At 60.2% G+C, this 21,078-nt stretch carries 23 protein-coding genes and 2 tRNA genes; 13 read left to right on the top strand and 12 right to left on the bottom strand.

All coding sequences use genetic code 11. The features are described 5' to 3' along the window. Window positions 1–24: 24 nt before the first annotated feature. A complete protein-coding gene (puuR, locus tag G5137_RS04060; RefSeq protein ID WP_337072501.1) occupies window positions 25–561 on the top strand; it encodes an HTH-type transcriptional regulator PuuR in 537 nt (178 codons plus the stop codon). 45 nt (window positions 562–606) lie between these two features. Next, window positions 607–1,884: an NAD(P)/FAD-dependent oxidoreductase gene (locus G5137_RS04055; protein WP_227342264.1), complete on the top strand. Its 1,278-nt coding sequence runs from the start codon at window positions 607–609 to the stop codon at window positions 1,882–1,884. Between the two features lie 128 nt (window positions 1,885–2,012). Here the strand turns inward: G5137_RS04055 and G5137_RS04050 are convergent, their stop codons facing one another. The 6 genes from G5137_RS04050 to tsaA all read right to left on the bottom strand — a co-directional run bounded on the left by G5137_RS04050 (window position 2,013) and on the right by tsaA (window position 6,966). Continuing rightward, entirely contained in the window at window positions 2,013–2,261 is a 249-nt protein-coding gene (locus tag G5137_RS04050; protein WP_005347440.1) for a DUF3297 family protein, read from the bottom strand. A gap of 206 nt (window positions 2,262–2,467) precedes the next feature. Further along, window positions 2,468–2,956, bottom strand: coding sequence for a TIGR00645 family protein (locus tag G5137_RS04045; RefSeq protein WP_040065876.1), 489 nt, complete (start codon window positions 2,954–2,956; stop codon window positions 2,468–2,470). Between the two features lie 181 nt (window positions 2,957–3,137). After that, window positions 3,138–4,520: an ATP-binding protein gene (locus G5137_RS04040; RefSeq protein ID WP_421254972.1), complete on the bottom strand. Its 1,383-nt coding sequence runs from the start codon at window positions 4,518–4,520 to the stop codon at window positions 3,138–3,140. After that, window positions 4,520–5,194, bottom strand: coding sequence for a response regulator (locus G5137_RS04035; RefSeq protein WP_216953181.1), 675 nt, complete (start codon window positions 5,192–5,194; stop codon window positions 4,520–4,522). Before G5137_RS04035 ends, G5137_RS04040 begins: the two co-directional genes overlap by 1 nt. Before the next feature lie 230 nt (window positions 5,195–5,424). Next, window positions 5,425–5,973 (bottom strand): cytochrome b, encoded by a 549-nt coding sequence (locus G5137_RS04030; protein ID WP_064341216.1) that lies wholly within the window; start codon window positions 5,971–5,973, stop codon window positions 5,425–5,427. Window positions 5,974–6,261: 288 nt separating this feature from the next. Continuing rightward, window positions 6,262–6,966 (bottom strand): tRNA (N6-threonylcarbamoyladenosine(37)-N6)-methyltransferase TrmO, encoded by a 705-nt coding sequence (gene tsaA, locus G5137_RS04025; RefSeq protein WP_421254971.1) that lies wholly within the window; start codon window positions 6,964–6,966, stop codon window positions 6,262–6,264. A 212-nt stretch (window positions 6,967–7,178) separates the two neighbouring features. Here tsaA and G5137_RS04020 point away from each other — a divergent pair, with 212 nt between their 5' ends. Beyond that, window positions 7,179–8,174: an NAD-dependent epimerase/dehydratase family protein gene (locus G5137_RS04020; protein ID WP_421254970.1), complete on the top strand. Its 996-nt coding sequence runs from the start codon at window positions 7,179–7,181 to the stop codon at window positions 8,172–8,174. 151 nt (window positions 8,175–8,325) lie between these two features. Here G5137_RS04020 and G5137_RS04015 read toward each other — a convergent pair whose 3' ends face one another. The 4 genes from G5137_RS04015 to cydD form a co-directional block, all read right to left on the bottom strand. Then, window positions 8,326–8,712 carry a DUF488 domain-containing protein gene (locus G5137_RS04015; RefSeq protein ID WP_005338205.1) on the bottom strand — a complete coding sequence of 129 codons (387 nt, stop codon included), beginning with the start codon at window positions 8,710–8,712 and terminating at the stop codon, window positions 8,326–8,328. 9 nt (window positions 8,713–8,721) lie between these two features. Continuing rightward, complete coding sequence (rcsF, locus tag G5137_RS04010) at window positions 8,722–9,093, bottom strand: Rcs stress response system protein RcsF (RefSeq protein WP_421254969.1); 372 nt, start codon at window positions 9,091–9,093, stop codon at window positions 8,722–8,724. 174 nt (window positions 9,094–9,267) lie between these two features. Then, window positions 9,268–10,998, bottom strand: coding sequence for a heme ABC transporter ATP-binding protein/permease CydC (gene cydC / locus G5137_RS04005; protein ID WP_421254968.1), 1,731 nt, complete (start codon window positions 10,996–10,998; stop codon window positions 9,268–9,270). Then, window positions 10,991–12,760, bottom strand: coding sequence for a heme ABC transporter permease/ATP-binding protein CydD (cydD, locus tag G5137_RS04000; protein ID WP_421254967.1), 1,770 nt, complete (start codon window positions 12,758–12,760; stop codon window positions 10,991–10,993). The genes cydC and cydD overlap by 8 nt, the downstream gene beginning before the upstream one ends. 201 nt (window positions 12,761–12,961) lie before the next feature. Between cydD and G5137_RS03995 the strand changes: the two genes are divergently transcribed. Both G5137_RS03995 and G5137_RS03990 read left to right on the top strand, forming a co-directional pair. Further along, a tRNA-Gly gene (locus G5137_RS03995) sits at window positions 12,962–13,035 on the top strand. A 15-nt stretch (window positions 13,036–13,050) separates the two neighbouring features. Then, window positions 13,051–13,125 (top strand) — tRNA-Gly (locus tag G5137_RS03990). A gap of 161 nt (window positions 13,126–13,286) precedes the next feature. On the opposite strand, the gene arcA is transcribed toward G5137_RS03990, so the two are convergent. Then, on the bottom strand, window positions 13,287–14,006 hold the full coding sequence (gene arcA / locus G5137_RS03985; RefSeq protein ID WP_005338193.1) for a two-component system response regulator ArcA: 720 nt from the start codon (window positions 14,004–14,006) through the stop codon (window positions 13,287–13,289). Between the two features lie 396 nt (window positions 14,007–14,402). Here arcA and G5137_RS03980 point away from each other — a divergent pair, with 396 nt between their 5' ends. After that, window positions 14,403–14,810, top strand: a complete 408-nt coding sequence (locus G5137_RS03980; RefSeq protein ID WP_421254966.1) for a DUF3293 domain-containing protein — start codon at window positions 14,403–14,405, stop codon at window positions 14,808–14,810. A 42-nt stretch (window positions 14,811–14,852) separates the two neighbouring features. Continuing rightward, on the top strand, window positions 14,853–15,332 hold the full coding sequence (locus G5137_RS03975; RefSeq protein ID WP_118854119.1) for a putative 4-hydroxy-4-methyl-2-oxoglutarate aldolase: 480 nt from the start codon (window positions 14,853–14,855) through the stop codon (window positions 15,330–15,332). Between the two features lie 3 nt (window positions 15,333–15,335). On the opposite strand, the gene G5137_RS03970 is transcribed toward G5137_RS03975, so the two are convergent. Further along, window positions 15,336–15,815: a hypothetical protein gene (locus G5137_RS03970; RefSeq protein ID WP_064338427.1), complete on the bottom strand. Its 480-nt coding sequence runs from the start codon at window positions 15,813–15,815 to the stop codon at window positions 15,336–15,338. 157 nt (window positions 15,816–15,972) lie between these two features. Between G5137_RS03970 and G5137_RS03965 the strand changes: the two genes are divergently transcribed. From G5137_RS03965 to arsC, 6 genes are all read left to right on the top strand, one after another. After that, window positions 15,973–16,371: an META domain-containing protein gene (locus G5137_RS03965; RefSeq protein WP_005359119.1), complete on the top strand. Its 399-nt coding sequence runs from the start codon at window positions 15,973–15,975 to the stop codon at window positions 16,369–16,371. A 255-nt stretch (window positions 16,372–16,626) separates the two neighbouring features. Further along, window positions 16,627–16,995 carry an ArsR/SmtB family transcription factor gene (locus G5137_RS03960; protein WP_005338181.1) on the top strand — a complete coding sequence of 123 codons (369 nt, stop codon included), beginning with the start codon at window positions 16,627–16,629 and terminating at the stop codon, window positions 16,993–16,995. Window positions 16,996–16,999: 4 nt separating this feature from the next. Continuing rightward, on the top strand, window positions 17,000–17,368 hold the full coding sequence (gene arsD, locus G5137_RS03955; RefSeq protein ID WP_421254965.1) for an arsenite efflux transporter metallochaperone ArsD: 369 nt from the start codon (window positions 17,000–17,002) through the stop codon (window positions 17,366–17,368). 27 nt (window positions 17,369–17,395) lie between these two features. Beyond that, the gene (gene arsA / locus G5137_RS03950) at window positions 17,396–19,159 is read left to right on the top strand and encodes an arsenical pump-driving ATPase (RefSeq protein ID WP_421254964.1); all 1,764 of its coding nucleotides are present in this window, start codon (window positions 17,396–17,398) and stop codon (window positions 19,157–19,159) included. Window positions 19,160–19,277: 118 nt separating this feature from the next. Then, window positions 19,278–20,342 (top strand): ACR3 family arsenite efflux transporter, encoded by a 1,065-nt coding sequence (gene arsB, locus G5137_RS03945; protein ID WP_421254963.1) that lies wholly within the window; start codon window positions 19,278–19,280, stop codon window positions 20,340–20,342. A 76-nt stretch (window positions 20,343–20,418) separates the two neighbouring features. Continuing rightward, window positions 20,419–20,844 carry a glutaredoxin-dependent arsenate reductase gene (gene arsC / locus G5137_RS03940; RefSeq protein WP_421254962.1) on the top strand — a complete coding sequence of 142 codons (426 nt, stop codon included), beginning with the start codon at window positions 20,419–20,421 and terminating at the stop codon, window positions 20,842–20,844. The last annotated feature ends 234 nt before the right edge of the window (window positions 20,845–21,078 follow it).

The raw sequence follows: 21,078 nt of genomic DNA, 5'->3' as shown, positions 1-21,078 counted from the left end.
CAGGGGGCTGCACGGCAGGCTAGCATGGGGGAGCGGCTGGCGGCGGTGCGTCATCAACTGGGGCTCTCCCAGCGGAGGGCGGCCGAGCTGAGCGGCCTGACCCACGGTGCTATCTGCATGATCGAGCAGGATAAGGTGAGCCCCTCGGTCGCCTCGCTGCAAAAGCTGCTCACCGTATATGGCTTGCCATTGTCACGCTTTTTTGCCGAAGAGGAGCTGAGTCGCCCGCCGCAGGTGGTGATCAAGGGTGATCAGTTGATCGAGCTGGGCAGTCAGGGGGTCTCGATGAAGCTGGTGCACAACGGCAACAACCGCCGCCAGCTCGGCTTTATGCTGGAGACCTACCCCCCGGGCACCGACACCGGTGGTCAGGTGACCCACCAGGGAGAAGAGGTGGGCACTGTGCTGGAGGGTTCGGTGATCCTGACCGTGGCAGGAGAGAGTTATCAGCTGGAGGCGGGTGACAGCTATGTAATCGACACAGGCGAACCCCACAGCTTCAGCAATCCGTCGGGGGAGACCTGTCGCATCGTCAGTGCCCATACCCCGGCCAGTTTTTAATCTTGGAATAGGGTTTGCCAACCAAACCGGTAAGGAAACAGGATCATGACCGAACATGTAAACAGTTACTACGCAGCCAGCGCCAATAAACACGCGCCCTACCCGACACTGACCGAGCAGCTGGAGTGCGATGTCTGCGTCATCGGGGCGGGGTATACCGGCCTCTCCAGTGCCCTGCATCTGGTGGAGAAGGGCTACAAGGTGGTGGTACTGGAGGCAGCCCGGATCGGTTTTGGCGCCAGCGGCCGCAACGGCGGCCAAATAGTCAACTCCTACAGCCGCGACATTGACACCATAGAAGCGAACTGCCCGCCGGATCAGGCCAGGCTGCTCGGTTCCATGCTGTTTGAGGGGGGGCAGATCATCCGCGAGCGGATCAAACGCTACAACATCCAGTGCGATCTGCAGGAGGGGGGCGTCTTTGCCGCCGAGACCGAGAAACAGTTCCACGAGCTCAAGGCGCAGCAGGCGCGCTGGCAGAAGTGGGGCAACGACAAGCTGGAGCTGCTCGATGCCAGAGGCGTGCGCGAAGTGGTGGCGAGCGATCGCTACGTCGGCGCCCTGCTCGACAAGAGCGGCGGCCATATTCACCCCCTCAATCTGGCTCTCGGCGAGGCTGAAGCGATCCGCATGCAGGGTGGGCAGATCTTCGAGCAGTCTGCCGTTACTAGCATCACCCCGGGCCAGCCTGCTCTGGTCAAGACCGCCAAAGGAGCGGTGAAGGCGCGCTACATAGTGGTGGCCGGTAACGCCTACCTCGGCAATCTGGTGCCCGAGCTTGCCGGCAAGAGCATGCCTTGCGGCACCCAGGTGATCGCCACCGAGGTGCTGGGGGAGGAGCGGGCCCGCGAGCTGCTGCCGCAGAATTACTGCCTGGAGGATTGCAACTACCTGCTCGACTACTACCGCACCAGCGCCGATCACCGGCTGATCTATGGCGGCGGCGTGGTCTATGGCGCACGGGATCCGGCAGATATCGAGCGGCTGATCATCCCCAAGATGCTCAAGACCTTCCCCCAGCTTAAAGACGTCAAGGTGGAGTACACCTGGACAGGCAATTTCCTGCTCACCCTGTCGAGGCTGCCACAGTTTGGTCGCATCGGCCCCAACATCTACTACATGCAGGGCTACAGCGGCCACGGTGTCACCTGTACCCATCTGGCGGGCAAGCTGCTCTCCGAGGTGCTGAGCGGTCAGGCGGAGCGCTTCGATGCCTTTGCCAAGCTGCCGCACTACCCCTTCCCGGGCGGTCGCCTGTTCCGCATTCCCTTCACCGCCGCGGGCGCCGCCTGGTACACCTTGCGCGATCGGTTGGGGGTATAAGGGCTGCCCGGCGAGAAATATGGTCTGGTGCTGGCGACGATGCGAGCGCAGATGCCAGCACAAATGCCGAAAAACAGAAGGCCACCGCGAGGGTGGCCTTCTGTTTTACCCGAAGCGGGTTGCCGCGATTAGCTGTAATAGGCTTCGACGGTGCCCTTGAGTTTGATCAGGATGGGTTGACCACGGCGATCCAGCGCCTTGGGGGAGGGGATCTTCACCCAGCCTTCACTGATGCAGTACTCCTCGACATCGGTGCGCTCTTTGCCGTTCAGGCGAATACCGATCGGGTGCTCGAAGCAGGCTGCCACATAGTGAGGGCTGCGGGGATTGCAGGAGAGGTGATCCGGCAGAGCCGGTTTGGTGCTGGTATCGCTCATCGATATAACCCGAAATGAATAAAAAGTGGGTCATTGTAGAGAATGCCGCCATGGCATTCAAGGCGGCCACAATACCGGCCAAGGCGGGCGGCCATCTATGTTGGTGACTTGCTTATCCCCGTTGCCAATCCATCCCCAGCTCGGGGCGACCGCTATGCCCGATCCGGATTGCGTTATCGGGCATAGCGTCTATTACAGGCTGACTTCTATTTGCGGGTCAGCTTGTCGAGGTAGCCCATGGCGAAGGCCGAGAGGACAAAGGTGATGTGGATCAGCAGGTACCACTTGATCTTGTCGTTGGGGAGGTTTTCGGCATTCATAAACACCTTGAGCAGGTGAATGGAGGAGATGGCGACAATGGAGGCGGCGACCTTGTTTTTCAGGGAGCCGGCATCGAGCTTGCCGAGCCACACCAGTTTGTCGCTCTCATCCCCTACATCGAGGCGCGAGACGAAGTTCTCATAGCCGGAAAACATCACCATCACGATAAGTCCCCCTACCAGGGTGATATCGATCAGCGACAGTGTGACCAGCACCAGATCCACCTCTTTCATCTCCAGTATGTTGGGCAGGATATGGAGGATCTCCTGAAAGAATTTCACCCCCAGTGCCAGCAGTATGAGGCTGAGCCCAAGATAGATGGGGGCCATGATCCAGCGGGATGCGTACATCAATCTTTCAAACATGTTTTCCATAGTGCGATTAAAGATCCATCAAATGGTTAACAAACGAGTCGGCCATAGCTTAACCGAGATGCATCACATCTCAAGTATCTCGATAGCATATTGCTGAATTGGGTGGTGCCAGGCGGGATTTTTTAACCCCGGGGAGGGCGATGGAGCGGTTGGCAGGGCTAGTGGCCTTGCCCATCCGGTGTCAGGGAAGATCCAGGGTAAAGCGGGCACCGCCGAGGGGAGATTCATCGACCCGGATCTGGCCGCCGTAGCTGTGAACGATCTCGGTCACGACAGCCAGACCGATGCCCTGGCCGGGCGAGCTGTCAGCGCGCACGCCACGCTGAAAGATCTGCTCCGATTTGGCCGGATCGATGCCCGGGCCATCATCTTCTACCTCGATGCGTAACCGATCGAGATGGCGGCGTACCGTCACCTTCACTTCGCTGATGGCAAATTTGCAGGCGTTGTCGAGCAGGTTGCCCATCAGTTCCATCAGATCGCCCTGTTCGCCGTGGAAGAGGGCATCATCATCGAACTGGAAGTGGGTCTGCAGCTTCTTGTGGCGATAGACCTTGGCCAGACTGGCCAGCAGCTTCTCGATGAGCGGTACCGGCTCGGTGCCCTTGCTGGCGAGGCGCTGGCGACCGGTGACGGCTCGTCTGAGTTGGTACTGGATCATCTGATCCATGGTGAGGATCTGTTCATTGATGTTGTCGTGGATCTCCCTCCCCAGCTTCATTTCGCGGGTGGTGATCTGGATCAGCGCCAGCCGTGTTTTCAGGCTGTGAGCGAGATCGTTGAGGGCATGCTGGTAGCGCTGGGTCTGCTGGCGTTCGTTCTCCAGCAACTGGTTGATGGAGTCGGTCAGCGGGGCCAACTCCCGTTCAAAATCATGGGCGATAGCATCCCGCTTGCCTGCCCGGATATCGTCGAGCTGATTAGCGATAGTGCGCAGGGAGCTGAGGCTCCAGAAGGTGGTGAGCAGCAGCAGCCCGGCAAGCAGCAGATAGGCGAGCAACGCCTGTTTGGCCGTCTGGTAGAGGTAGGCGCGGGACTCTTCGTGATAGCGTTTGGCCGAGTCAATCATCACCACGTAGTAGGCTGTGGTGCCGCTGCCGGGATTGCGGGTAAAACGCAGGCTGTAGACGAAGTAGCTCTCGCCGTTCTTGATGGTGTGCTTCTTGAAGAAGTAGTCGAGATCCATTCCCCCCAGATACTTCATCAGGTCCCGACAGATGGTCTGTTTGGCCTTGATCACCTCCGGCATATGGAGGCTCGACCAAATCAGCTCGCCATCGGCACGACAGATCAGCGTATCGAGATTGCTGTTACTGACCTGGCGGGAAATGCGCCCGATCTCGGTGGCTTCGCTGTTGACTGGCTTGGTAGAGGAGAACATCTTGGCCAGGTTCTCCTGCATGCCGGCGCTCGCCTTCTGGCTCTGCTCCTCCATATGGCCGAGGTAGAGGGCATAGACGGCGAACCCCATGCTCAGTGCGATGACCAGCAGCGAACTGAGCAGCAGTTTGATGTGCAGAGAGCTGCGGAGCATCCTGATGGGACGTGGCAGATGAAACTGCATCAGCTACAGGAGAGGTTGAAGATGTAGCCCTGACGACGGATGGTCGAGATGGGTTGAATCGTCCCTTCCGGATCCAGCTTTTTGCGCAGGCGGCTCACCATCACCTCTATGGTGTTGGGATCCCCCTCTCCATCGCCGTAGAGCTGGTCGAGTAACTGCTGCTTGGAGACCACCTGACGGGCGTTGCGCATCAGGTACTCCAGAATCAGGTATTCAAAGCTGGTGAGCACTGCCACTTCACCGTCGATGGTCAGCTCCTTGCGGGAGAGATCCAGCTCGTAATCACCGGCCTTCACTCTGGGGGAGATAAAGCCGGCGCTGCGGCGCATCAAGGCATTGAGGCGGGCCAGCAACTCATCTTTCTGGAACGGTTTGACCAGATAGTCATCAGCCCCCGCCTCCAGTCCTTCGACCTTGTCCTGCCAGTTGCCACGGGCGGTCAGCACAATGATGGGGAAGGGGATCTGCCGTTCGCGCAGTTGGCGGATCAACTGCAAGCCATCCATATCGGGCAGACCGAGATCGATGATCGCCACATCAATGGGGTAGTCGGCGGCATAGTGCAACGCAATTCCGGCCTGATCGGTGCTGTATACCTGATTGTTGGCTTCGGTCAGCAGAGAGGAGAGGTGGTGATTGAGCAGCTTGTCGTCTTCGACCAACAGAATTTTCATGATGTGAACGGTCATAGGGGTCCAGACTGTCAATTAGAAAGTGTATGTCGCTTTGAGTCAATTCGAATCCTATCGTGCAGCTCCTGTATCGGGACTGAATCATAAGGCGTTCTGCTTGTAGAGACCTGTCAGAGGCCTGAGCAGTGGGCCGCTTCAGAGACACCGGTCTTGTCGCGTTCAAAAAACAGAAGGGGCAATGTGTGCCCCTTCTGTTTTTGTTCTGCTGCTTGTTAGCTGCGGCGTGGCGGCAGCATATTGGTGAGGGTGTTGTCTTTGAGAATATGGTGGTGATAGAGGGCCGCCACCGTGTGCAGGCCGATCAGGGCGTAACCGATATTGCCTAGGGTCTCGTGTACCTCCTTGATCAGCCCCTTGAGGTCCGGACTTGGGGAAAGCAGGGCAGGCAGCTCAAGCCCGAAGAAGGGGATGGGCTTGCCCGCGGCGCTCAGCAGCAGCCAGCCAAACAGCGGGGTGAGAATAAGAAAACCGTAGAGGGCGAGGTGGGCCAGTTTTGCCAGCTTGTGCATGACTGGGGAGAGCTCGGGCACGATGCGCGGCGTCGGGCTCATCCAGCGCAGGGCCAGTCTGACAAACACCAGGGCGAAGATAAGCAGCCCCAGCATAAAGTGCCACTCCTTCATCAGATCCCGGCCAGGGTCCCCTTTAGGGAAAATATCGCGAAATTCGATCAGGGCGTAGACGGCGATCATGGCCCACAGGGTCAGCCAGTGCAGCCCGATATTCAGGGTGCCATAACGTTGTTCACTGTTCATCAGCATAGGTTTGTTCCTTCGAAGTGCTGTCACATCCGTGTGGCATCCCCGCACTCAAACGTGTCGGAGCGAGGCCAGATCCTTTGGCGGCAACCGTCGGGCTGCCATGCTTGCCATCAACCGGCAGCCTGCGGCTGGCATTAGTCAGAGAGGAGATATCCTCTACTTTCTGCATGGTATCACTGGCAACCGGGTGGATAGTCTGATCAATGCCACACAATTTACAGGCTCATTAAGCCCCTTGTGACGTGAAGAAGGCGTGAAATAGCATCAGTGACTTCGGCCCGCCCAGGTTCAGGCGGGCTCGATGGCCAGCACCACGCAATCCGGCTCGCTGATGCGAAAACGGACGTTGCAGTCAAACAGTCGCACCCCGTACTCCTTCTCATCCGGCTTGCCCTTCTTGTAGGCGGGGCGCGGATCTTGCGCCAGCACTTCGCTCACCAGCTGGCGCAGCTCGGGATGGGCCTTGAGCCAGGGTTGCAACAGCTGCTCGGCTTCGGCACTGAAGCTCACCGCCAGCGGCGGGGTGGGCGCGTCGGGGGCAAAACCACCACGGGCATCCGGCAGGCTGTCGGCATAGGGAATATAAGGCTTGATATCGACGATGGGGGTGCCATCGAGCAGATCCACCGCCCCCAGCTCTAGCCACAGCTTGCCCCGCTCACGGCCGATCCCGTGCAGCTCGACCACCGAGAGCCCTAGCGGATTGGGGCGGAAGGTGGAGCGAGTGGCAAAGACGCCGACCCGCTCGTTGCCGCCAAGGCGCGGCGGGCGCACCGTCGGGTGCCAGCCTTGCGCCATGGTCTGGTGAAACACGAAGCTGAGCCACAGATGGGAGAACTGCTCGATGCCGCGCAGCACATCCGGCTGATCGTAAGGGGGGAGCAGCTCGAGGTGGGCGCGGGCCGATTTGACCAGACCGGGCTGGCGGGGGATGGCGAACTTCTCCTTGTAGGGAGAGCGGATGATCCCGAGGGTGTCGATTTCGAACTTCATGGCGGATCCTGACTGAAAACCCCGGCAATTTAGCACAGCCGGCCCCAAAACGCAGGCTCGGCCTCGCTACGCCCTTTTCTGCGGCGCTGCCGTGATCCCTGTCCCATCCCGGCCAGTCGGGGGCTGTGCCCGCGCGCCGAGTTGCGTAGGGTGGAGGCATTGGCGTGTCAGGATGAAATATGCGCACTCGCGTCCAAGGGGGAGGGAGAGGGATGAAACTGCTGATTATCGGTGGCACCGGTTTTTTGGGGCGCCACCTCACCGCGCTCGCGCTGGATTGGGGCCATGAAGTGACTCTGTTCAACCGTGGCCTGCACCAGCATCCGGATTGGCGCGATCTGGTGCAGCTCACCGGTGACAGGGACAATAGCCTGAGCGCCCTGCAAGGGGCCGGGTTGCAGTGGGATCTCGTCATCGACACCTGCTGCTATCGCCCCGAGCAGGCGGCAAGCCTCTCTGCCGCCTTGCTCGGGCGCTGCGCGCGGCTGATCTTTATCTCCACCATCAGCGTCTATCGCGATTTTTCACTGCACGGAATGGACGAGTCGGCGCCGCTGCACCCTATCCCCGAAGGGGAAATGCCCACTGACTATGGCCCGCTCAAGGTGTTGTGCGAGCAGGAGTATCGTGCCCGCTGGGGCGAGCGGCTTTGCATCCTGCGCCCGGGCGTGCTGTGCGGCCCCCATGATCCCACCGGTCGCATGGCCTGGTGGATTAAGCGGGTGCTGCAGGGTGGGCCCTGGTTGCTGCCGGGCAGTGGCGAGGATCGCTTGCAGTATCTCGATGTGCGCGACTGTGCCGAGTTTGTGTTGCGGGCGGCCGAGCAGCAGTTGGGGGGCACATTCAACCTGCTCAAGCCCGGTATTACCCTGAGCGACTGGCTGGAGCGGCTGAGCGCCCGGTTGCAGCCCGCTAGCCCCATCCAGCCCGAGTGGCAGCCTTGGCCCACCCTGATGGCAGCCGGTATCGAGCCCTGGCAGAGCTATCCCACCCTCTTGCCCTGCGCGCAGGCGGAGTTTGCCGGTTACGGCTCTATAAGCGCCGAGGTGGCCATCGTTAAGGGGTTGAACTTCCGGCCGCTGGAGGAGACCGCCGCCGACCTTGCCCACTGGCTGGCCATCGAGCCTGCCGCCGGGGTAGCTGAACATGCCATGACTCAGGCCGAGGAGGCTTTGCTGCGGCAGCAGCTGCTGGAGCCCAGTTTGTAATAAGAGAGAGTGCATCGAGCCGCTGCTGTCGAAAATTGCTGCAATAGCGCGAACATAACGAGAGAGGGCATCCTGCGGGATGCCCTCTCTGTCTATCCATGCCTGATGGTTGCCGAATAGAGGCTGACGTGATTCCCCATCGCTCACCGAGTTAGCGAATGGCGGCCCCCGCGGCTACCAGCAGCTCTTTCAAAATGGTGCGATGGCAGCGGGACTCCTGCTCGCAGTAGCAACCCACCGACAGATTGGTGGTGTGGGAGAGGGCGGCCAGCAGCGCCAGATCATGCCTGGCGGCAGGTTGCGCCATCTCGGCCTTGTACTGTTTGCCAAACGCCGCCCACTGGGCGGGCGTCTCGGCTGCCTGCCCCAGCTTCATGGTCTCGCTGCTGGGGGCCAGGTTGGGAAACCAGACATCGTACCAATGCTGGCTGGCAAATTCGCTCTTGGGTACGCCGCGGGGCGGGCGGCGCACCGTGCCGATCCGCAGCCCCTCATCGGGCAGGCGCGGGCTGCCAAGGCGAACGATAGCGAGGGCCATGACAGCGAGTTACTTCTCTTCGGCCACTTTCAGCGCCTGCCCGTAGCAGATCACCTGTTTCAGGCAGCCCGGGGTGTCGCTGAACTCGGCGCACTTGTCGATGGTGACGCCGTTGCCACCCATGTCGGCCGCGCGGCGGCGAGCCAGGGTGCGCGCTTCACCAGCGTTGGGCGCCGGCTGGTTGGCATCGGCCTGGCAGGATTCACCCTCGATGGTGCCAAGGTAGAGGTAGTTGAGGTCAGCCAGCTCATCCTGTTCATAGATGCGCACGCTACCGGGTTTGAAGTATTCGTCGAAGTTCTCTTTATCCAGATTGCTGTTGAAGGCGTAGTTGGCACAGCCGGAGGCAATCAGGGGCATCATCAGGATCAGGCGTTTCATCGTCTCGTATCTTGTGTCGGTGATGAGGACAGTAGAAATGCGCAGGCGCTCCATGTCGGCATCTTGTTGAATAATGAGGGGGATATTATAGGGGCCAGCCGCCTGCGGCGACCAGCCCCGTTTTGCGCCCGGTTGTCAGGGTGTGAGCCCCATCAGGCTGATATCAGCCTGATATCAAACGGGAGCCAGCCGCTGATAGAGGCTGCGGTAGTAATCATCCCCCAGCAGCTCGTTGTGAGGGGCGCAGAGGCGGATCTGTCCTTCTTCCATCAGGGCAATCCGGTCCATCTGCTCCATCCCCAGCAGGCGGTGGGAGATGAGCAGCAAGGTGCGATCTGCCCCGAGCCGGAACAGCAGATCCATGATCTCCCGCTCGGTCTGGCTGTCTAGCCCTTCGGTCGGCTCGTCCAGCAGCCAGAGCGGCGCATCGTGCAGCAGAGCGCGGGCAATGCCGATACGGCGACGCTCGCCACCGGAGAGGGGGCGTCCGCCGTCACCGAGCCAGGCGTCGAGGCCCGCCTCATCTTCCAATAGATTGGCCAGCCCGACCTGGGTCAGCACCGCAATCAGCTGCTCGTCAGTGGCGGTCGGGGCGGCCAGTTTGAGGTTGCCCCTCAGGGTATCGGCAAACAGGTGCACCCGTTGGCTCACCACCGAGATGGAGGCGCGCAGCGCCCCTTCGCTGTAGTCGGCGAGCGGCTTGCCACCCAGCAGGATCTTGCCAGCCTGCGGGCTCCACTCCCGGGTCAGCAGCCCCATCAGGGTCGATTTGCCGCAGCCGGTCTGGCCCAGCAGCGCCAGCTTCTCACCGGCGTGCAGTTGCAGGGTGCAGCCACGCAGCACCGGCTGAGGGTTGCCGGGGTAGCCAAAATAGAGGTCATTGATCTGCAGGGCGCCAGCGGTGGCGTGGGTCTGTTCGTCGCCCCACACGGGGGCTTTTGCCTCTTGCAGGATCTCGTTCAGGCGGCGTGCCGAGGTGAGGCTGGTGGAGAGGTGCTGGAAAGCCCCCGCCAGCGGCATCAGTGCCTCGAAGCTTGCCAGGGTGGCAAAGACCATCAGTGCGGTAATGGGGTCGGGCGCAGCGCCCGCTACCCCATGACCGGCCAGCCAGAGCATCAGGGTCAGGGTCCAGCCGCTCAGCAGTTGCACCGAGAAGTTGGCCAGCCCGCTTACCTTGGCCATCCGGGCCTGCGCGACGAGCAGCGCCTGTTCGGCTTGTTGCAGCTCAACCAGCGCCTTGGGGGCGGCGGCAAACATCTGCAGTTCGGCCTGACCATCCAGATAGTCCACCATCCGGGTACGCAGGGTCGATTTTTCGGCAATCAGCGCCTGACCGGGGCGACGGCCGAGGAAGTAGAACACCAGCGGCAGGGCGATCATGCCAAACAGCAGAATGGCACCCAGGGTGAGGGCGAGACGGCTGTCGAAAAACGACAGGAAGAAGACCAGTCCGGCGGTGCTGAGCAGGGCCGCGCCTATGGGGGTGATCAGCCGCAGATAGACGTGGTCCATCGCATCGATGTCGGCTACCAGTCGGTTGAGCAGGTCCGCCTGACGGAAACCGGCCAGGGTACCGGTGGAGAGCGGCGAGAGTTTTTGCCAGAACCAGACCCGCAACCGGGTCAGAACCCGGAAGGTGGCGTCGTGGCTCACTACCCGCTCACCCCAGCGACCGGCTGTGCGGACGATGGAGAAGAAGCGCACTCCGCCCGCGGGGGTCATGTAGTTAAAGGCATGGGTCGTCGCAACGGTCATCCCCGCCACGGCAGCGGCGGAGAGGAACCAGCCGGAGAGGGAGAGCAGCCCCATGCCGGCGGCCAGGGTCACCAGCGCCAGCAGCAAACCAATGGTGAGGCTGAGCCAGTGTTGGCGATAGAGGCGCAGAAACGGCAACAGATCACTCATCGAGAGAACCTCCGGAACGTTGGGAGAGCAGGCGGGCAAAAAGCCCCTGCCCAGAACTAAGTTGCTGGAAGCTGCCTTGCTCCACCAGCTGGCCGCGGGCCAGCACCATTATCTTGTCCATCTTAGTAAGTTGGTCGAGGCGGTGGGTGATCATCAGCAGGGTCTGGCCAGCCATCGCCTGCTCAAGGGTGCTCATGATGGCGCGTTCGGAGTGGCGATCCAGACTGGCGGTCGGCTCATCGAGCACCATCAGCTGGGTTGATTTGAGCAGGGTTCGCGCCAAGGCGAGGCGCTGAGCCTGACCGACCGAGAGGCCGCCTGCCTGATCGCCGACCGGATAGTCGAGACCCTTCTCCATGGCAAATTCCCACGCCTGCGCCCGTTTCAGGGCATCTTCCAGCTCTGCATCGCTGGCCGTTGGCTTGGCCAGCAGCAGGTTGTCGCGCAAGGAGGCGTGGAACAGCTGCGGGTTTTGCGAGAGCCAGCCCAGTTGCAGGCGCCACTGGCTCATGTCGAGGGTGGCGAGCTCCTGCCCGTTGACCTTGAGTTCACCGCTATAGGGCGCAAAGCCGAGCAGGGCATTGACCAGCGAGCTCTTGCCTGCGCCGCTGACGCCGATGAGGGCTGTGCGCGAACCGGCTTCCAGGGTGAAATCGATAGGGCCGACCAGCACCTTGCCTTCGGCGCTCAGCACTTCAAGTCCTTTGGCTTCTACCTTGACCGGGCTGTCGGCATGGAATGGCATCGTGCCTGCGGCCGGTTCGCTCACCTCGGCTTCGAGGAATTCAAGCAGCTGCTCGGCAGCGCCGATAGCCTGCGCCTTGGCGTGGTAGTGGGCACCCAGTTCTCGCAGCGGGGCGTAGAACTCGGGGGCGAGAAACAGCACGAACAGGCCGGTAAAGAGGGTGACCTTGACCCCATAGCTACCAAAGTTCAGATGGTCGATATAAGAGAAGCCGAAGTAGACGGCGACCAGCGCCACTGAAATAGCGGCGAAGAACTCCAGCACTGCGGTGCTCAAAAACGCCAGGCGCAGCACTTCCATGGTGCGCTCGCGAAAATCTTCCGAGGCGTCGCGAATGGCGTCACCTTCCGCCTGGGTACGCATAAAGAGTTGCAGGGTTCGCAGCCCCTTCAGGCGATCGAGGAAGTGGCCGGAGAGACGGGCCAGCGCCTGAAAATTGCGGCGGTTGGCATCGGCGGCGCCCACACCCACCAGGATCATAAAGATGGGGATGAGGGGGGCAGTGCCCAGCAGGATCAGACCCGCCGCCCAGTTGACCGGGAACACGGCCACCAGAATGACCACCGGAATAAAGACGGCGATGGCCATCTGCGGCAGATAGCGGGAGAAGAAATCCTGCATGTTTTCAATCTGTTCCAGCAACAGACTAGCCCAGCTACCGGCCGGACGGCGCTGGATATAGGCAGGGCCGAGACGGCTCAAGCGCGTGAGCACCAGCTGGCGGATGGTCTGGCGCACCGCGCTGCCCGCCTTGAAACTGGCCACTTCCCGGCCGTAGGCCAGCGCCGCTTTGCCAAGCGTCACCAACAGCAGGGTAATAAAGAGCGTGATGGATTGCTCAGGCATTGAGCCTTCGATGATGAAGCCGTGCAACAGGGTCGCCAGCAGCCAGGCTTGCGCCACCATCAGAATGCCCTGGCCAAGGCCAAAAGCGATGGATATCGTGATCCAGTGGCGACCGTGACTCGATTGCTTGCGCAACCAGCCATAGAGACGTTTTTGCGTTTTTTTATCCATTACCACCATCCTCGCGTCGAGTGGCGCAAGACTATCCTTGCCGTTTGGCCTTGGCAACCTTGTAAATTATCTGTGTTGAAAATGTTTGATTGAAAAAGCAACCGTCTGTTCAATCCTTGTCCGAACAGATTGATTTATTGAAAAAAGTGGCAAAGGCGCCATTGCGCTCAGCGGCAAAATGCATATAGTAGGAGCCCTGACGCGGGTGTAGTTCAATGGTAGAACGGTAGCTTCCCAAGCTGCATACGTGGGTTCGATTCCCATCACCCGCTCCAAATTTCAGATGCCAGGCGGGCATCGTATAATGGCTATTACCTCAGCCTTCCAAGCTGATGATGCGGGTTCGATTCCCGCTGCCCGCTCCAGCTTCAAAGCGAAAAGCCCACTCCTGCGAGTGGGCTTTTTGTTTTTCATCTGTCTTGTGCGCTGTTCTACGTCACGCTCACGGTTTCTCAGCTTTTAAGGCAAATTGCAGAGACAAAAAGGCGCCCGAGGCGCCTTTTCAGATCAACAGCGTGGCGGGAGCTTATTCCTGCTCCAGCTCACCACAGAAACGGTAGCCTTCGCCGTGGATGGTGGCGATGATCTCCGGAGTATCGTTGACGCTTTCGAAGTGCTTGCGAATGCGACGGATGGTCACGTCAACGGTACGGTCGTGGGGCTTGAGCTCACGGCCGGTCATCTTCTTCAGCAGCTCGGCACGGGTCTGGATCTGGCCCGGGTTTTCGCAGAAGTGCAGCATGGCGCGGAACTCGGAGCGCGGCAGCTTGAACATGTCGCCAGTCGGGCTGACCAGTGCGCGGCTGTTGATATCCAGCGCCCAGCCGTTGAACAGGTAGCGCTCAACCAGTTTCTTCTCTTCGCCACCGGCAGCCACGTTCATGGTGCGGCTCAGCAGGTTGCGGGCACGGATGGTCAGTTCGCGCGGGTTGAACGGCTTGGTGATGTAATCATCGGCGCCGATCTCCAGACCCAGGATCTTGTCAACCTCGTTGTCACGACCGGTCAGGAACATCAGGGCGATGTTGTCGTTCTCACGCAGCTCACGGGCCAGCAGCAGGCCGTTCTTGCCCGGCAGGTTGATGTCCATGATCACCAGATTGATGGTGTGGGAAGTGAGGGCCTGGTGCATTTCGTCGCCGTTGTTGGCTTCGAGCACGATGTAGCCTTCGGCTTCAAAAATGCTTTTCAGGGTATTGCGTGTGACCAGCTCGTCTTCGACGATCAGAATGTGTGGTGTTTGCATGAGTATTCCCAGATTCTTATCAGTTAATTATCTTAAATTTAACACTCTTTGGCGTTTCAAACCGATTTCCTGACTGATCCTGAAAATTTATTACGTCATCCTGGGTATGAGAGTCAGGTCGGAATATCGCGAATTAGGCATCAGTACCGGCAAGTATCCCTGTGCCACTTATAGGTTCCCGACAAGTCTGGTCGAGCAGAGCCTGGAAAGGTCGTCCATTACGAAAGTGGCCGCATTTTATCAGTTAACAGGAGCATAACAACACTCTTTGCCGTCAGATAGCAACTTTTTAACTCTGATTTGATATAGGTCAAACCCTGGGACAGCTGCATCATACTTGGCCTGAACCGGGTTTTCGCCCCTACAAAATGTAATGGAATGTAACATGTGATTGACATGAATTTGTGGGAAAACTACAAGAAAATCTGCTTTATCGCGCCATTTGAGCCACCAGAGTGGTCTGCTTTTGCCATCATCACAGCCTGGAATCCGGCCAGCCAGTGGGTCACAGAACGACGCAATATGCGGCGGGAACGGGCGATGTGGCGCCATCTGACAGTGGATTTGCAGGTGCCCGTGGTGGGGCCGTTTTGGGGGGCTGACCCGGAAGAACGCTGGCAGGAATCATCGCTGGCGGTGGCGCTATCCCTGCCACAAGTCCGTCAGCTGGCAGCGAGTTTTGGCCAGAATGCTCTCTACTGGGTGGAGGATGGCCAGCTCTGGCTGACACCGGTATTGACGGATAAATCAGCAGTTTGTCTGGGCAATATTGAATCCTTCTGGATTGCCAGAAACCTTGCCTGATGAAAGAATGAACACTTTCATGCATCTGAAAGGAATCAAATCATGCTGGATCTCCTGCCCGACCTCTGCGATCAACACGGCGACTTGCTGCAAGTGGCCGACCCGGTGTTCCAGGATTTTGGCGGCAAGGCCCTCTTTTATGGTCGCGCCGTAACGCTCTCCTGTTATGAAGACAACAGTCTGGTGCGGGATCTGGTGACCCGCCCCGGTCACGGCAAGGTGATGGTGATCGACGGCGGCGGCTCGCTGCGCCGTGCGCTGCTGGGCGATCAACTGGCGGTCAAGGCGGTGGAACAGGGGTGGGAGGGGATCCTGATCCACGGCGCGGCGCGGGATGTGGGCACCCTGGCGACATTGGCGCTCGGGGTCAAGGCGCTGGCGGCCTGTCCGGTCAAGACCGAGAAGCGGGGATTGGGAGAGCTGGGGGCTGTGGTCAGCTTTGCCGGGGTGACCATCCACGAGGGGGATTACGTCTATGCGGATCGCAACGGCGTGGTGGTGAGCGCCACGCCGCTGTTGTGATCATCAGAAGTTGAAGCCGACCCCCAGACTCAGCGCCTGATCGGCAGTGATGGCGCTGACGCCGTAGTTGGCGGTGAGGGAGAGTCTGGGGGTCAGCAGCAGGCTGGAGTTGAGCTCCAGCAGGGTGCTGGCCTTGTTGAGATCGAGATGCTTGATCTGGCTGCCGATATTGAATGCCGGAGAGAGCTGGTAGCGTACCCCCGAACTCATATTGAAACCGGATGTGCGATTCTGATCCGCCACCGCCGGGCCCGCTTCCATAAAGAGGGTAACATCATCCACCACCGGATATTGATAGCCGCTATTGACCAGCCAGAGATCAAAACTGTCGCTGTGATGGCTATGGCCATTGAGCAGCACACCCGAGTAACTTTTGACATAGAGAGACGGGTTGGATTGCGGCTGAACCACTGCCCAGTCAGCGGCCTGTGCGGCCATGCTGGCGCAGGTTGCAAGCAGTGTGATGATGAGTGATTTGACCATTCGTTTCCCCTCCCTGGGTCCGGAACTGAGCCTAAGCATGGCACATGCCAGCTGGTAGTAAAGTGAAGGGAGATCACAATAAAATCCTTTGGCATGGGCGCCAGCCATGATAAACAGGCTGCCGTATTGATGGCTCTAATCATTAAGAGGTGAATCCATGAACAAGAAACTGACTCTGCTGGCCGCGCTGGCACTGGGAGGCTGCGCAATGGCAACAGGTTCCAGCATGGCTCAACTGCAAGCATCCAGCTGGCAGCTGCAAGGCGCCACCGGCGATACCTTCACCCTGCAAGTGGTCGACGGCAAGGTGGCGGGCAAGGGTGGCTGCAACCGCTATTTTGGCGGTATCACCAAGCAGGGTGACGGAGTCTTGACGCTGGGAGCCATGGGCTCCACTCGCATGATGTGCATCGGCGATGCCATGAACAAAGAGACCGAATTCCTGCAAAAGCTGGAGAAGGTGGCAACCTACTCCATCAACGGCAACCAGCTGACTCTGAGTGATGCCAACAAGGCGGCCCTGCTCACCTTCAACGCGGTGCCCGCTGCCAAATAAGGCACGCGTTCGTCTGATTGCCCCGACAGCGCTGACTGTGCTGGCGGGTCAAACGCTCTGACGCGCCCTCCCTCTGGAGGGCGTCTGTTTATCTGCGACGAGCCCTGTGTGGTCGTCCGCAACGGTTGTTCACTCGTCGCCTCCTTTCTGCCCGGTTTGATACCAGCACCTCGAATCTTCGTTTCGGTACGCATCTTGATCATTTCAATGATTCTTGTATAGTTGAAGTGACAGGTCGCACCAAGGGGAGTGAAGATGAACAAAGAGATGGCCACCAAGGTCTTTGAATCGCTGGCATCCGGCATCCGGCTCGATGTGTGGCGGCTGCTGGTGAAGGCGGGGCTGGAGGGGCGAGTCGCCGGTGAACTGGCCAGCGAGCTCGATATTGCCCCCAATACCCTCTCGTTTCACCTCAAGGCGATGCTCAATACCGGTCTGCTGTCGGTGGAACAGGAGGGGCGCTTTCTGCGCTACCGCGCCAATATTCCCCTGATGCTGGATGTGATCGCCTACCTCACCGAGGAGTGCTGCGCCGGTCATCCCGAGGCGTGCGGCGTGATGCGTGCCGAGTCAGCCTGCTCCCCCCATGTTCTGCCTGCGCAGCCCTGCTGCAACAAGGAGTAATGCCATGTCCTCCATTCAGATTTTTGATCCTGCCCTCTGCTGCTCCAGCGGAGTTTGTGGCACCGAGGTTGATCAGGTACTGGTCACCTTCGCAGCCGACCTTGCCTGGGCCAAAGAGCAGGGGGTGGCCATCGAGCGTTTCAATCTGGCCCAGCAGCCGCTGCAGTTTGCCGAGACACCTGCCGTCAGCGCTTTTCTGACCCACGCCGGGGAGGAGGGGTTGCCGCTGGTGCTGGTAGAGGGGCAGGTGGTGTTGACCGGTCGTTATCCGAGCCGCAGCGAGCTGGCCCGTTATGCCGGGCTGCCTGCGCCACAAGCGGCCATCAAGGGGATCGTCAAGGGCGGCTGCTGCTCTGGCAGCGGTTGCTGCTGAGTCGTGACGCACCATTCAGGAGAGGCTATGTACCATTTTCTGACCAATCCACTGCCGTTTCTCTTCTTCACCGGCAAGGGCGGGGTGGGCAAGACCTCGCTGGCCTGCGCCAGTGCGGTGGCGCTGTGTGATATTGGCAAGCGGGTGCTGCTGGTGAGCACAGATCCTGCCTCCAACGTGGGGCAGGTGTTTGCCACCGAGATCGGCAATCGCGTTACCGCCATCGCCGCTGTGCCCGGTTTGTCGGCGCTGGAGATAGACCCCCCCGCGGCGGCCAAAGCCTATCGGGAGCGGATCGTCGGGCCGGTGCGCGGCAAGTTGCCCGAGAGCGTGGTGCGCAGCATCGAGGAGCAGCTCTCCGGCGCCTGCACCACCGAGATCGCCGCTTTTGACGAATTCACCGCGTTGCTGACCGACCAAACTCTGCTGGCGGAGTATGACCACATCGTCTTTGATACGGCCCCAACCGGCCACACCATCCGGCTGCTGCAACTGCCGGGCGCCTGGAGCGAATTTCTGGAGCAGGGCAAGGGGGATGCCTCCTGCCTTGGCCCGCTGGCGGGGTTGGAGAAACAGCGCAGCCAGTATGGCGAGGCGGTCGCCGCGCTGGCCGATGCCGCTCGCACCCGGTTGGTGCTGGTGGCGCGGGCCCAGCAATCCACTCTGCGGGAAGTGGCTCGCACCCACGATGAGCTGGCTGCCATCGGCTTGCTGAATCAGCAGTTGGTGATCAATGGCCTCTTCCCCGAAGGCGCCATTGCCGGAGATCCGCTGGCAATGGCGCTCTGGCAGCGCGAGCAACAGGCTCTCGCCCAGATGCCGCAAGGGATAAAGGGGCTGGCGCAGGATCATATCCCGCTGCTGGCCACCAATCTGGTAGGGCTCGACAGTTTGCGGCTGTTGCTGCAATCAGAGGGAAGAGCCGCTCAATTATCGACCGCACAGTCCACTGTCAAGCAAGCCCAGCCCGAGTTGAGTTCGCTGGTGGACGAGCTGGCCGCCGACGGTCACGGCCTTATCATGCTGATGGGCAAGGGCGGGGTGGGCAAAACCACCCTGGCTGCCGCCGTGGCGGTGGAGCTGGCGAGCCGCGGTTTGGCGGTGCACCTCACCACCTCGGATCCTGCCGCACACCTGAGCGAGACGCTGGCAGGTAGCTTGCCCCATCTGGAGGTGAGCCGCATCGACCCCCACGCCGAGACCGAGCGTTACCGCGCCCAGGTGCTGGCCACCAAGGGGGCGGCCTTGGACGAGCAGGGGCGGGCGTTGCTGGAGGAGGACTTGCGCTCCCCCTGTACCGAGGAGATCGCCGTGTTTCAGGCCTTCTCGCGCATTATTCGCGAGGCGGGCAAGCGCTTCGTAGTGATGGATACTGCCCCCACCGGCCACACCCTGCTGCTGCTCGACGCCACCGGCGCCTACCACAGGGAGATCGCCCGCCAGATGGGAAACAAGGGGCTGCACTTCACCACCCCCATGATGCAGTTGCAGGATCCCAAACAGACCAAGGTGTTGATTGTGACCCTGCCCGAGCCGACGCCGGTACAGGAGGCAGCCAATCTGCAATCCGATCTGCGCCGCGCGGGCATCGAGCCCTGGGGCTGGCTCATCAACCACAGCTTGCAGCAAGTCGCGGTCAGCTCACCGCTGCTGCAACTGCGGGCCGAGCGCCAGTTGCCCCATATCGAGGCGGTCGAGCAGCAACATGCCAGCCGCTACGCCGTGGTGCCGCTGCTTGCCGAGGAGCCGGTGGGGCCCGATGCCCTGCGCCGTCTCTGCCAGCACCATTGAGTCGCCGCCCCAGCTCGTGCCGGGGCGGTTTGAATATGCCGTTACTGGTTATAAATCCGTGTTTTGAACCTTTTTGAATCAATAGGAGATGCGGAATTGCGCCGCATCGGGAGCTGTGATGTCTGCAACATGTGATGCCAAGGCCATGCCTGCCATCGGCTTTTTTGAACGTTATCTGACGGCCTGGGTCGCTCTCTGCATTCTGGTGGGGATTGGCCTCGGGCAGGGATTACCGGATCTCTTCAAGGCGATCGGCGCCATGGAGGTGGCCAAGGTCAACCTGCCGGTGGGGCTGCTGATTTGGGTGATGATCATCCCCATGCTGCTCAAGATCGACTTTGGTGCCCTGCATCAGGTGAAGGGCCATATGAAGGGAATTGGGGTCACCCTCTTTATCAACTGGCTGGTCAAACCCTTCTCCATGGCCTTCCTCGGCTGGCTCTTTATCCGCGTGCTGTTTGCCGACTGGCTGCCGGCAGATCAACTCGACAGCTATGTGGCGGGGCTGATCCTGCTGGCGGCGGCCCCCTGCACCGCCATGGTGTTTGTCTGGAGTCGCCTTACCAACGGCGATCCCTACTTCACCCTGTCGCAGGTGGCGGTGAACGACCTCATCATGGTGTTTGCCTTCGCCCCTCTGGTGGCGCTGCTGCTCGGGGTCTCCAGCATCATAGTGCCGTGGGATACCCTGCTTACCTCAGTGGTGCTCTATATCGTCATTCCGGTCATCATCGCCCAGCTGCTGCGCAAGGCTTTGCTGAAAAAGGGAGAGGCCCATTTTGACGGCGTCATGACCCGCATCCAGCCCTGGTCGGTGGCGGCCCTGCTGCTCACTCTGGTGCTGCTGTTTGCCTTTCAGGGCAATGCCATCATTGAGCAGCCGCTGGTTATCGCCCTCTTGGCGGTGCCGATCCTGATCCAGGTGCTGTTCAACTCAGGGCTGGCTTACTGGCTCAACCGCAAGGTGGGGGAGAAGCACTCGGTTGCCTGTCCTTCCGCCCTGATCGGCGCCTCCAACTTTTTCGAGCTAGCGGTGGCCGCCGCCATCAGCCTGTTCGGCTTTCACTCCGGCGCGGCGCTCGCCACCGTGGTCGGGGTGCTGATCGAGGTGCCGGTCATGCTGCTGGTGGTGCGGGTGGTTAACGCCAGCAAACCCTGGTACGAAGCGGGGCTGAGCCGTTAACTGATGGCCGCTAACAGCTGGCCGCGAACTAGATGCTATCCATTTTCTATTCACTTCATTAATGAGAGACACGCAAATGAGTGCAATCACCATCTATCACAACCCGGAATGTGGTACCTCCCGTAACACCCTGGAGCTGATCCGCAACAGCGGCGTCGAGCCCACTGTCATCCACTATCTGGAGACGCCCCCCTCCCGTGACCAGCTGGTGGCGCTGATCGCCGCCATGGACATGCCGGTGCGCGATCTGCTGCGCAAGAACGTTCCACCCTACGAGGCGCTCGGTCTGGCGGAAGATCGTTTCAGCGATGATGAACTGATCGATGCCATGCTGGCTCACCCCATCCTCATCAACCGCCCCATCGTCGTTACGCCGCTTGGCACCAAACTGTGCCGTCCGTCGGAAGTGGTGCTCGATATATTGCTCGATCAGCAAAAAGGGGCCTTCGCCAAGGAGGATGGCGAGCAGGTGGTGGATGCGAGCGGCAAGCGCCTCAAGTAATCATCTGAGTACTCAAGTACGGATTGAAACAGGGCCAGCGTCACGCTGGCCCTGTTTCGTTGTGTGAACAAGTTGAAAAAGTTATTCCGGCCAATCGTTTTACCGCTTTTTCTGCGACGATGATCACTGTACCATCGCCGCCCGACCTGCCACCCGGCCGCATCTCCCCCTGCGACGGCGCTGGCGTCACCCGATACATGCTGTCACCCGGAACGTGAATGACCCCAGGATGGG

Source organism: Aeromonas sp. 600282 (genome assembly GCF_049175755.1).
Classification (GTDB): domain Bacteria; phylum Pseudomonadota; class Gammaproteobacteria; order Enterobacterales; family Aeromonadaceae; genus Aeromonas; species Aeromonas veronii_A.
This window is presented reverse-complemented; position numbering and strand designations above follow the sequence as displayed.

Bases quoted from the DNA above. Each gene is read 5' to 3' on its own strand.
- puuR (WP_337072501.1), top strand. From the start codon at position 25: ATGGGGGAGCGGCTGGCGGCGGTGCGTCATCAACTGGGGCTCTCCCAG.
- G5137_RS04055 (WP_227342264.1), top strand. From the start codon at position 607: ATGACCGAACATGTAAACAGTTACTACGCAGCCAGCGCCAATAAACAC.
- G5137_RS04050 (WP_005347440.1), bottom strand. From the start codon at position 2,261: ATGAGCGATACCAGCACCAAACCGGCTCTGCCGGATCACCTCTCCTGC.
- G5137_RS04045 (WP_040065876.1), bottom strand. From the start codon at position 2,956: ATGGAAAACATGTTTGAAAGATTGATGTACGCATCCCGCTGGATCATG.
- G5137_RS04040 (WP_421254972.1), bottom strand. From the start codon at position 4,520: ATGCAGTTTCATCTGCCACGTCCCATCAGGATGCTCCGCAGCTCTCTG.
- G5137_RS04035 (WP_216953181.1), bottom strand. From the start codon at position 5,194: ATGAAAATTCTGTTGGTCGAAGACGACAAGCTGCTCAATCACCACCTC.
- G5137_RS04030 (WP_064341216.1), bottom strand. From the start codon at position 5,973: ATGCTGATGAACAGTGAACAACGTTATGGCACCCTGAATATCGGGCTG.
- tsaA (WP_421254971.1), bottom strand. From the start codon at position 6,966: ATGAAGTTCGAAATCGACACCCTCGGGATCATCCGCTCTCCCTACAAG.
- G5137_RS04020 (WP_421254970.1), top strand. From the start codon at position 7,179: ATGAAACTGCTGATTATCGGTGGCACCGGTTTTTTGGGGCGCCACCTC.
- G5137_RS04015 (WP_005338205.1), bottom strand. From the start codon at position 8,712: ATGGCCCTCGCTATCGTTCGCCTTGGCAGCCCGCGCCTGCCCGATGAG.
- rcsF (WP_421254969.1), bottom strand. From the start codon at position 9,093: ATGAAACGCCTGATCCTGATGATGCCCCTGATTGCCTCCGGCTGTGCC.
- cydC (WP_421254968.1), bottom strand. From the start codon at position 10,998: ATGAGTGATCTGTTGCCGTTTCTGCGCCTCTATCGCCAACACTGGCTC.
- cydD (WP_421254967.1), bottom strand. From the start codon at position 12,760: ATGGATAAAAAAACGCAAAAACGTCTCTATGGCTGGTTGCGCAAGCAA.
- arcA (WP_005338193.1), bottom strand. From the start codon at position 14,006: ATGCAAACACCACACATTCTGATCGTCGAAGACGAGCTGGTCACACGC.
- G5137_RS03980 (WP_421254966.1), top strand. From the start codon at position 14,403: ATGAATTTGTGGGAAAACTACAAGAAAATCTGCTTTATCGCGCCATTT.
- G5137_RS03975 (WP_118854119.1), top strand. From the start codon at position 14,853: ATGCTGGATCTCCTGCCCGACCTCTGCGATCAACACGGCGACTTGCTG.
- G5137_RS03970 (WP_064338427.1), bottom strand. From the start codon at position 15,815: ATGGTCAAATCACTCATCATCACACTGCTTGCAACCTGCGCCAGCATG.
- G5137_RS03965 (WP_005359119.1), top strand. From the start codon at position 15,973: ATGAACAAGAAACTGACTCTGCTGGCCGCGCTGGCACTGGGAGGCTGC.
- G5137_RS03960 (WP_005338181.1), top strand. From the start codon at position 16,627: ATGAACAAAGAGATGGCCACCAAGGTCTTTGAATCGCTGGCATCCGGC.
- arsD (WP_421254965.1), top strand. From the start codon at position 17,000: ATGTCCTCCATTCAGATTTTTGATCCTGCCCTCTGCTGCTCCAGCGGA.
- arsA (WP_421254964.1), top strand. From the start codon at position 17,396: ATGTACCATTTTCTGACCAATCCACTGCCGTTTCTCTTCTTCACCGGC.
- arsB (WP_421254963.1), top strand. From the start codon at position 19,278: ATGTCTGCAACATGTGATGCCAAGGCCATGCCTGCCATCGGCTTTTTT.
- arsC (WP_421254962.1), top strand. From the start codon at position 20,419: ATGAGTGCAATCACCATCTATCACAACCCGGAATGTGGTACCTCCCGT.